The sequence below is a fragment of the Candidatus Omnitrophota bacterium genome, assembly GCA_013791745.1.
Lineage (GTDB): Bacteria > CG03 > CG03 > CG03 > CG03 > CG03.
This window is the reverse complement of record VMTH01000091.1, coordinates 1-10,967: the sequence shown is the minus strand read 5'-3', so window position 1 is coordinate 10,967 and position 10,967 is coordinate 1. Positions and strand designations below refer to the sequence as shown.

Annotated in this window: 9 protein-coding genes; all 9 read right to left on the bottom strand. The window is 45.8% G+C overall.

The window, feature by feature from the left end; all coding sequences use genetic code 11:
• A partial coding sequence (locus FP827_04190) for a tetratricopeptide repeat protein (protein MBA3052273.1) occupies positions 1–415 on the bottom strand: 415 nt, incomplete at its 3' end.
• Complete coding sequence (locus FP827_04185; protein MBA3052272.1) at positions 412–1,677, bottom strand: tetratricopeptide repeat protein; 1,266 nt, start codon at positions 1,675–1,677, stop codon at positions 412–414. The genes FP827_04190 and FP827_04185, both read right to left, overlap by 4 nt.
• Positions 1,678–1,680: 3 nt before the next feature.
• A complete protein-coding gene (locus tag FP827_04180; protein ID MBA3052271.1) occupies positions 1,681–2,472 on the bottom strand; it encodes a hypothetical protein in 792 nt (263 codons plus the stop codon).
• Positions 2,473–2,629: 157 nt separating this feature from the next.
• A complete protein-coding gene (gene lpdA / locus FP827_04175; GenBank protein MBA3052270.1) occupies positions 2,630–3,991 on the bottom strand; it encodes a dihydrolipoyl dehydrogenase in 1,362 nt (453 codons plus the stop codon).
• Positions 3,992–4,033: 42 nt separating this feature from the next.
• Positions 4,034–5,764, bottom strand: coding sequence for a lipoyl synthase (locus FP827_04170; GenBank protein MBA3052269.1), 1,731 nt, complete (start codon positions 5,762–5,764; stop codon positions 4,034–4,036).
• 67 nt (positions 5,765–5,831) lie between these two features.
• Entirely contained in the window at positions 5,832–6,206 is a 375-nt protein-coding gene (gcvH, locus tag FP827_04165) for a glycine cleavage system protein GcvH (protein ID MBA3052268.1), read from the bottom strand.
• 18 nt (positions 6,207–6,224) lie between these two features.
• Positions 6,225–7,307, bottom strand: coding sequence for a glycine cleavage system aminomethyltransferase GcvT (gene gcvT, locus FP827_04160; protein ID MBA3052267.1), 1,083 nt, complete (start codon positions 7,305–7,307; stop codon positions 6,225–6,227).
• Positions 7,308–7,510: 203 nt separating this feature from the next.
• Positions 7,511–8,095, bottom strand: coding sequence for a DUF1566 domain-containing protein (locus FP827_04155; GenBank protein MBA3052266.1), 585 nt, complete (start codon positions 8,093–8,095; stop codon positions 7,511–7,513).
• Complete coding sequence (locus FP827_04150) at positions 8,095–10,518, bottom strand: DUF1566 domain-containing protein (GenBank protein ID MBA3052265.1); 2,424 nt, start codon at positions 10,516–10,518, stop codon at positions 8,095–8,097. Before FP827_04150 ends, FP827_04155 begins: the two co-directional genes overlap by 1 nt.
• Positions 10,519–10,967: the final 449 nt, after the last annotated feature.

Sequence of the window (10,967 nt, the reverse complement as noted above, 5' to 3'; positions counted from 1 at the left end):
TCAGCCATGGGAGCACATTTTTTTTCGCAAGCTTTTTGTAAATACGCGCGGCTCTTTTATATTCACCGAATCTGTGACAATATATCCAGGCACTTGTTAATTGAGCTCTGGCGCTGACGGCGTCTGATGGAAATTTCTTCCCTATTTCCTCAAGGAGCTCAAGAGCTTTTTCAAATTCCCCCGCGCGCTCATAAACATCCGCGAGTTTATATAAGTATTCCCCTTCCATATCGGGAAAAACAGCTATGGCTTTTTTATACAGGCTCTCTTCTTTAAGCAGATTTTTCTGCTGGCGGTATACCTGTTCCAAAAAACCATATAAAAAACTTTTGTCCTCCGGTTGATTAAAACTTAAAAGCCCGGAAGTGCAAAAAATTATAACAGCCGCCGATTTAAAGAATACCGTTCTCATCATGGAGCGGGAGTCTGCTCCAGCTTTTTCTCGTATTCCTCCGCGAGTTCCTCCAAACGGCCCTCTTTCTTATATATTTCAATAAGGCTCCGTTGAGCGTTTGAGGCGATCCATTTATCCGGATTTGACGATAAAATTTTTTTATATACGGTGATGGCATCTTCTGTTTTGCCGGCGAGCTTGTAAACTCTCGCCATTCCCAGCAAAACACGGTCTTCGGTTGACCGGTCGTATTTGCCTATGACAACTTTTTTATATTCCGCTATCGCCTTGTCATATCTGTTTAATTTTTCGTAAATTTCGGCAATATTCCGGTGAACCGTCCCTTTATCTTCAACAAACTGCAGCGACTTTTCATAAATTTTAAGCGCTTCATCATACATTCCGTTGTCATAAAATATTTTTGCCGCAGACCCATATGTCCCGAAAAAACGCGGATTGATTGACAAAGATTTCTCCAGCAGGGAGACCGCTTCTTCTTTTTTTCCCAGAAGAAAACATACTTCCGCCAAATCTCTGATATAAGAAGCTTGTCCGGTGTCGAGCTCTGTCAGTTTTTTCAACTCATTATATGCTAAATCATTTTTCCCGAGCTTTCTGTACTGTTGCGCAAGCGAATACCTTATATCTGTATCCGCTGGATTAATTTCAAGGATTTGTTTATAAATTTCGGCGGCTTTTTCGTCATGGTCCGCCGCCTTATACAATTCGGCGAGGAATTTATGCGCGTTTACATCACCGGCGTTTTTTTTGATTTTTTTCTCATTGTCCTTTACCGCTTTCAAATATTGCCCGCTGGCAACATAGTATTCCGCGAGCCCCTTGTAAGCGCGTTCAATATACCAATCTTTTGCGCTGCTTGCCAGAACTCTCTTATATTCCGCCTCGGCTCTTTTGTCATTCGCGCGTTGATAAAACTCCGCAAGGTTCAGGCGCGTACCGTGCTCTTCCGGATTAAGTTCTAAAATCTTCAGATACTGCTCTGTGACTTTATCGCGTTTATCCTGCCGGCGGTAAAGCTGCGCGAGTTTCTTGCGGCTATCTACGTCTTTAGGCGAGAGTTTTAATATTTTCTCGTAGGCATCCTCCGCTTTTTCGTAATCATCCTGTTCTTCATATATTTCCGCCAGGAGTTTATAATCCCTCAGGGTCTGTGCGGCTCTCGCGCCGGCAGACATAAATATTGCAAAAACCATAACCGTGCAAAATAATTTAGACATCATCTCCCCCCTCATCTTCTTTTGTGGCCTTATCAAATACAGCATTGATTATCTCATGCGGATGCGACGGCGGACTTGCTTTTGAAGATCAAAATCAAGCTCCGCCATGAGCAGGCTGTTTCCGCGCGCTGGGGCTTCCGCGATTATCTTCCCCCAGGGATCGGTCACAATAGAGTGGCCGTAACTCAACGCGCCCGTCGATGGACTTCTGCCCCATTGATTCGGGCAAATCATAAAAATCTGCCATTCTATGGATCTCGCCCTCACAAGCGTTTGCCAATGGTCCTTACCTGTGATAGCGGTAAAATCCGAAGGCATCACAACGGCATCCGCGCCCTTATCCGACAGCGACTGAAAAAGCGGGGAAAACCTCAGGTCAAAACACAGTGCCTGACCTATGCGGTGCCCCTTAAAAGAAAAGACGGAGATCGTTTTGCCCGGCTCATAAATACCGCTCTCGTCAATCTTTCTATCCGCATGAGCCCTGAAAAGATGGATTTTTTTGTATTTACCGGCTTTTGTTCCGCCGCTGTTGAGCACAAAGGATGTGTTGTAGAACTTATTCTTTCCCCCCGCCGTTTCAGGCGCGGAACCCGCCACTATGCAAAGAGAATGTTTTTTCGCCAGAGCCTCCAGCGCAGGATTCGCTTTCTTCCTGACGAATTCCGCGGCTGCGGCAAGGCCAAGCGCTGTGCCCCTGTAAAAACAGTATTCCGGGAAAACCAAGAGGCCGGCTTTGAGTTTCGCCGAGGCCTCAACGAAGCCTTTAATGCTCTCAAAATTTTTGTTTACATCCGGCCCTGAATTCATCTGAACGGCGGCAACTTTTATTTTTTTCATGTCTTAAGCTCAAGCACGGCGGGCGGTATCCGGAGCGGGCCATATGAGTGAGGAGTTTTGCCCGGCGCTCCGAGCGAATTGGCAGCGAAGCGCATACCTGAGCGGCCGTCTACGGATACCGGCTGCTGTGGTTGCTTTATACTGTTAGCGCTGAATTTCATATTTTGGAGAGGGTGTCGGAAACTATTTCCGACAGCGTCGGGTGGCCGTACATCACCTCCGCGGCGTGCTTCACTGTCATAGCCCGTGAAACCGCAGGCGCGAGAAGATGTATGAGTTCACAGGCATCTGCGCCTACCACCGCGGCCCCGAGAATAACGCCATCAGAGACGGATGAGATTATCTTGAGAAAACCCTCGGTTTCACCCGCGATGACCGCCTTGGCGTTGGCGACAAAAAAGCTCTTGTGTGTTTTTGTTTCTATCCCCCGCGATGCGGCCGCTTTCTCCGTCATGCCTATCGCCCCTATCTGGGGAAATGAGAAAACAACCCTAGGAACGGCGATGTAATTTATTTTTTCCGCCCTGATCCCCGCTATGGCTCCGGCGGCCGCCGCGCCTTCCCTGTAAGCCGTGTGAGCGAGCATGGGAGATTCTATGACATCCCCCGCGGCATAGATATTGTGAACATTTGTCCTCATGGAATCATCAACAGCTATAGCCCCCGACGGAAGAATCTCAATACCGGCCGCGGCCGCGTTCAGATCTTCCGTTCGCGAGCGCCTTCCCACCGCCGAAAGAACAGCGTCAAATTTCTCTTCTGAAGAACGGCCGGTCTGATCTATGCGGGCCGACACGCCGGCCTTATCAGCGGAAAGGGATTTCAGCGCCGAGCCCTTGATCACCCCTATCCCCTGTTTCTTGAACTCTCTTTCAAGAGCGCGCGAAATATCCTCATCTTCCATCGCCAGTAAGTCCGGCAACGCCTCCAGCACGGTGACATCTTTACCGAAAGCCCTGTAAAGCAAGGCGAATTCACATCCTATATAGCCTCCACCGACGATGAGAAGATTATTGCCGGAAAAACCTTTCTCCAATATCTGAGCGCTGTCCAGAGCCTGCCCGAAACCCTCAATGCTGAGTTTCCGGGGGACAGATCCGCTGGCGACAATAAAATATTCGGCCTCCAATTCCCGGGAATCTATTTTTATGACATTTCCCGAGACAAAAGAGGCCGCTCCAAATATAAAATCTATACCCTGACTTTTGAGAGATGAATAAAGCGCTGCCCTCAGGAAATCCATTTTTTTTGAAGCCGCGGCGCGAACAGCGCCCATATCGGCTTTGATCTCTCCGCTCTCTATACCGAAGTCTGCTGAACGCCGCATATTAATAAAAAGATGAGCGGACTCTATCATGGCTTTCACAGGCACGCATCCCTCGTTGAGACAGGTGCCTCCTATACGCTCGTCGGAAAATTCGGCGACACAGACCTTCTTTTTCAAAGCCGCCAGATGTTCGGCCGCCCTGTAGCCCGCCGGGCCGCCGCCTATGATTATCACATCGTATTTTTTCATCATTATCCTCCGTTAATATCCACGGGATGCCAAACACATCTCTATTTATAGCAAAATTTTCAGAGAAAATGAGAGAAAATGGGGACGGTTCTGATTTTTATTTGGCTTTTTGGGAGAAAATGAGGAATAATTTTCCGCCATATAGGAACTGCGCACATAAGGGGCGCTCTCCACATGTGCGAAACCTTCCTTATAAGCGGCGATCTTATAATATTCAAATTCTTCGGCAGGGACATATTTCTTCACGGGATAGGCTTTCTTTGACGGCATAAGATACTGCCCTATGCTCAGATAAGCGGCTCCGCTTCGCCTTATGTCTTTTATAAGTCCGATAACCGATGTTTCCGTTTCGCCCAGTCCCAGCATAAAACCGGATTTCGCCTTTATGCCCGATGCCGCTATTCTTTCAAGAACATTCAGCGACCTGTCATAATCCGCGCCTTTCCTTATATGGTAGAGCTCCCTGACGGTTTCCATGTTATGGCCTATTATGTCCGGAGCCGTCGCGGCGACTTTCAAAAAGCTTTCTTCATCACCGGCGAAATCGGGGATGAGCAGCTCTATCGTCAATGAGTGAGAGATCTTCCTCAACTCTTTTACCGCTTGCGCGAAAAAGGACGCTCCGCCGCCGCTCAGATCATCTCTCGTGGGGCTGGTCACCACAACATGTTTCAGGCCGAGCCCGGAGACCGCGGCGGCGACTCTCGCGGCCTCATCCGCATCCGGAGGAAGGGGTTTCGCCGCCCTGACACCGCAGAAAAGACATCCCCTCGTGCAGGCGTCGCCAAGTATCATAAAAGTCGCGCGGCCGCGCGAAAAGCACTCGCTTATATTCGGGCAGAGAGATTCCACGCAAATAGTGTTCAGCCCTCTGCCGGCGAGGATTTTTTTCATGGGAGTCAAACTCCTGATATCAACCTTTTTATTGAGCCATTCCGGCAGCCTTCCGCCAGAGGCGGATTTCGCAGGGCTCAACTTCACCTCCGGCCTGGACGTGCCGGGTATGGACGGACGGCCGCTTTTTTTAAACCTGACGGCGTAAGCATCCTCGAAACTTTCGCGGAGTTTTTCTTTCGCATCATCAAAAGACAGCTTTAGGCCGAGTTCTGAAAGAGAGACGCTTTTCTCAAGCGCCTCTGTATCCGCTCCTCTTATATATTTGCGCGCCTCACGAAAAGAAGAATCCATCGGTATGGATCCGTGCTGAAATATAACGCCCTTATGTCTCTTCTGGGCGTTACCGCCTATTTTTTTACCGTTTATCACAATATCATATTTTTCACGGCCGGCAAGACAAAAGCCGGAAGCGTCAATCTTTTTTGACAAAGACTTTGTTCCCCAGTAGGAAGCATCCAGTCCCAGTGATTTGTAGAAATGTATCAGGAAGGCCGTGGTCGCCTCGTAGGTCTCCTCAGCCGTCATAGCCCTGAACGGCTCGCCGGAGAGAACCATAGAGTAGGTTATTTCGCCGGAGTGGAAGAGCGCTCCGCCGCCGGTCATCCTCTTCACCACGTCAATGCCGTCCGAGCGGCATTTTTCCGTGTCCGCGATATCATCTATATTCTGAGAAAAACCCAATGAGACGGCTTTCGGTTCCCAGCCGTATATTCTGAAAACGGATTCTGAATTATCATTGATAAAAGAATTGAAAAGCTCCTCGTCAAAAGCCATATTGCTTTTCGCCGGGGCGAATCCTGAATCAATAAATCGCCAATCAATGGGGTCAGGTCTTGACCCCATCTTTAATCTCCAGTTTGCGGGCGGCAGCTGTTTCATCCAGACGGCCGACGCAGGAATTCTCCTTTATCTCTTTATCGCTGTGCTGGCAGTATGACATTGATATTTATTCCAGGCTTTTCACAAACTCGTCGTATTTTTCGCCGGTCATAAGTCCGTTCACGCTGTCGGGGTCACTTATCTCGAGTTTGGCTATCCAGCCCTCTTCCTCGGGCGATTCATTCATTTTTTCCGGAGCGTTTTCCAGAGCCGAATTGACTTCCGTTATCTTCGCCGTCACGGGAGCGTATATGTCGCTGGCCGCTTTAACGGATTCAACCGTGCAGACAACGTCGCCTTTTGTTATTTCCTTGCCGGTTTCCGGAAGCTCCACATAGGTTATGTCGCCCAGCTGTTTGACCGCGTAAGCGGATATGCCCATGATGCCGGAACGCCCTTCCACTCTCACCCATTCATGATCCTTTGTGTAATAGATATCCATTTGCCCCCCTAAAAATTTTCAGTTCCTCAGCGTCGTCTCTTTCAAAAACGGCGTCTCCGTGATCCCGGCTTTTAATTTCACCCTTCCGCCATCCGAAATTATTATATCTCCGGCAACCTGAGAACCGGCTTTGATAAAACCAAGGCCTATACCGCAGGAAAGAGAGGGCGAGAAAACACCGCTCGTCACTTCCCCTATGTCCTTTCCGCCGCTCAAAATCCTGTAATGCGCCCGGGGGCTCCTGCGGCCTTCGCTCTTAAAAGCTATTTTCTTTTTCCCCGCCCCGGCGGCCTTCCGCGCCAGAAGCGCTTTTTTCCCGGCAAACTCTTTTTCGTAATCCACAAACATGTCCAGCCCCGCCTCATCGGGCGTGGTTTCCCCGTCAATGTCGTGGCCGTAAAGGCTGTATCCCATCTCGAGCCTGAGGATATCCCTGGCGCCCAGGCCCGCCGGCTTCACCCTCCCGTCAGAGAGCAGCTTGTTCCACAAGTCAACGGCTTTGGATGAATTGATGAATATCTCATAACCCAGTTCGCCCGTGTATCCCGTGCGGCTGACCAAAGCCTTTTCGCCGAAAATATCAAAGTGAGCGAAATTAAAATATTTCAAGCCTATATCAAGTTCGAGCGCTTCTTTCAAAACATCTCTTGAGAGAGGCCCCTGCAGATCTATCTTTGCCGTCTCAGCGGAGATGTCCGAGAGATCACCCTTTCGCAGAAGTTTTTTCAGCGCCTCATAGTCGTTTCCCGAGGTCGCCGCGTTGACGACTATCATAAATTCTTTTTCATCAAATCTGAAAATTATAAGGTCGTCTGTTATGCCGCCCTTGTCATTCAGAAGGAAGCCGTATCTGCTCTTGCCCGGAGCCAGGCCCGAAACATCCTGCGTGACAGCGCTGTCCAGTTCCTGCGACTCGCCCCTGAACATAAATTCGCCCATGTGGCATATATCAAATACAGCCGCTGATTCGCGTGCCGCCCTGTGCTCGGCAAGAATGCCCTCGTATGATATGGGCATGTACCACCCGCCGAAAGGCGCTAATTTCGCTCCCAGCTTTTTGTGTTCGCCGTAAAGGGGCGTTAATTTCATATCAGTTTCCATGACTTTTATTATATTTCTTAAAACCTTTTTTGTCTATTTTTTGAATTCTCTTTTTTTGTAAATGTTGCATCCGCCGTAGCGGAAGTAGGGGCAGAGCTTGCTCTGTCCGAAAAAGTGTCAGACTAAAAAAATAAAATTATTTTAAAATCCCGTCAGGGGGGAACACCCCCCTGAAACTCCCAGAATAATCAAATAACCCATTTTTACTGGCCTCCTCGAACGGGCCGAACATAGTACGCATCGGTCTTATCGTTACCGTAAGCTTCACCGCTATCGAAGTTTACGTCAATGGCGATGGTAGGGTTCCCCGGCACCGTTGTGCTCGTCCAGTAAAAATTAATCTGATTATTTAAGAAATATGTTGTGCTTATAAGCGGGGCGGAACCTTCATATTTTACAATGCTGAGCAATTCTTTCATATTCGGTAGCCTCCAATCGCTATATCCAGCGTAAGAGAAACTTTCGCACCCCGAAAGAGCTTGTTCCCATGTTTGGGATGCTCCTCCGTTATAATAATTAGCATCCTGCAGCCACATAAGGCCTGTCAGGTTATCTGTTACTGTTCCGTCACTATTATCCATATAACTCATCTGCGTTGCCACCGGATTATAATCGGCGTCATCACCGGTACCATAACCCGTTGCCTGCCCCGTATCCGGCAACTCTCCCGCATAACAGAGGATATTAATTCCACTAAGAAACGTTGTAATTATAAATAATTGTTTTATATTTTTTATCATCTTAAAAAAACTAAATACCCCAAATCTCCAAATAACCGAACCATCCATCACTGGCCTCCTCTGACGGGCCGAACACAAATAAATGTGTTAGTGGTCTTACTGTAACGAAACACGGTGCCCCTGCTACCGCTATTAAAGAGCACGGCCATTGCGTAGGGAGTCGTCGTAGGCGACGTTGTGCTTGTCCAATATATACCTGCCGTATTTAAAAAATACGTTGCATTTATGGACGGCTTCAATTCCAAAAGTAAAATACTGGCCAAATCTTTTACGTTAGGCAGACGCCAGTCAGAATAACCAGCATAAAAAAAATCTTCACAAAAAGTTAATGCTTGCTCCCATGTTCCTGTGCTACTACTTCCATTAAACGGATAATTACCTTCTTGTAACCACATAAGACCTGTCAGGTTATCTGTTACTGTTCCATCACCGTTATCTGTATAACTCATTTGCGTTGCTGGCGACTGATAATCATGGTCTTCCCCGTAAGTTGCCGTATAACTTGTCGTCTGGCCTGTGTCCGGTAATTCGCGAGAAGTTGTTGTGCTTGTTGTATTAGTTATAAATGTCCCGTCGGAACTTGTTGCGGTATTGTTGCTTGAATCTTTGCTTATCACACGGTAATGATATAAAGTTTCAGCGCTTAATCCTGATAAAGCTACGCTGTGACTGATTTTGTCGGCACTCGAATCCGAGGTCGGATATGTGGTTCCATATGAAGTTGTCAGACCGTATTCAACCTGTGATGTGGCTGACTCGTCGGTGGTCCATGTTATTGCGACTCCAGATGATGTGAGACTGCTTTCCGCGACATTTGAAATAGTTGGCGCGGTTGTGTCTGCCACCGCACTTGTTGTAAATGTTCCATCAGAACCAGTTGCAGAATTCCCGCTTGAGTCTTTGCTTATGACGCGGTAATGGTACAATTTATCGGCTGAAAGTGATGTTATAGATACACTGTGACTTGTCTTGTCGGCGGTTGAATCTGAGGTTGGATACGTAGTCCCGTATGAGGTTGTCAGACCATATTGCACCTGTGATGTAGCTGATTCATTTGTATTCCAGTTTATTGTGGCACCCGACGTTGTGAGACTGCCTGCTGAGACGTTTGCGATTGTGGGAGCTGTTGTATCAACATTATTAACAGAAATAACTACAGATTGATTAATTATTCTATCAAATGGAATATACGCAACCTCTAAAGTATATGTGGCTTCAAATGTTACATTCCAATCTTGACCCGCTTGTTCTGCTTTTGGAGTCCAAGAAAAAGAATTTTCTGATAAAGTATATTCTGTTGCTGGAATATCTGTTTCTTTTACTGTAAGATTAATACTGGAAACATTAGAGCCATGAATAAAGGTAATTGGAATATTGACTGTCTCACTTACATTTACTGTTACCTCATTGCTAGGCTGAGTAGCATAATATTGTTCGACAGGAAAAAAATATGGATTTTCACCTATATTATTATCAACTAAATCCAAACCAGTGCTTTCATAACAATATTCAGTTAAGCCAACACATGTATATTCCCCATTTCCGCCTTTTGATAGAGAAGCTGAAGCTATTGGTATAGCAAGTTCATAAAATCCATATTTTGTTATATAACCCGTTGACACATAATTCTCTCCAATTAGGTTATTTGCCAATTGGACAATTTCATCGCGGCTCTGGGAAGTGATTTGCTTACTATTTCTTGAACCCATATAAATATTATTACTTTTAAAATCAGCAAAAGAGATTTTCCTAACTTTGGGTGGCATTGCTTCAATTACATACTCGTTGCTATCTTCACAAAAATATATTCCCGCATGTCCTGGAATCCACTTATTTGGTGTCATTCTAAAAACAATATCGCCATTTTGCGGGGGTATATCAATTTTCATATATAAAGGCTTTGTCCATGTTATTCCGATCCAGCTGAAATGAGTTACTTCTATTTCAACAAAGTTGTTAGTTGTATCTACTCTTGCAATATTTAATATTTCGTAGTCTGACAAATCTTCATTAAATGTATACGCTACGAGCAATTCTTCCTCTTCTATTGCAGTTAGAATTCCATTATCACTCAATATAGTTTCATCATAGTAAATTGTAATTTTAATCGGTTTATTAAATTCTGTTACGGATGAATCTATGTGAATAATTTTTGCAATATTTCTAATATTGTCTGGGACTTTAGAGAATTCCGGGAGATTAGTTAGTGACGGAACCTCAACTTTAATCCGAGCTTCTTCGGATAAAGCTCCTGCCGGTATTTCTACTTTATAATTATTAGACTCTTCAATTATTCCACCATCTACTCCAATTATTACTATTCCTGATTCTATTATTTTTTCTTTTAATTGTTTTGTTTTTTTTCTTACAGCAGAGGGAACACCGAAGCTAATCCCTTTTGCATCGACATACTGCGTTAACCCATATAAGGCAATGCCAATCAAGATGAGTATAATTTTTCTGTATTTCATAAACTACTCAAAGGTATCCAAATACCAATATTAATTATCCACTCCCAACCCTCGGCCGCAATATCCGAATATTCAGAATCAACCAAATTTATATATCCCGGGCCGATGTCCACAGATATGGAAATATCTTTATTCGCTCGGTAGTTCCCGCCAATAAACGGCAAAAACACTGTCCCCTCTCCTTTTATTTCTTCTGTATCAAACTCAACTAAATCATATTCCGCGCCCGCATACAAAGATAATTTTGAATCTGTCTTATAACACTGCGGGAAATATAATCTGCCGCCATAAACTCTGATACCATCTTCGTATGCAGCCTTTATTTCAAAACACCAGTATTTTAAAGATGCATACGGATAGCCCAATCCTAGGTTTAAAGATTTTTCCAGCGGAGCAGTTCGGTGATATTTATTTATACGAGCTTGCGTTATATCTAGTGCAGGCTCTGC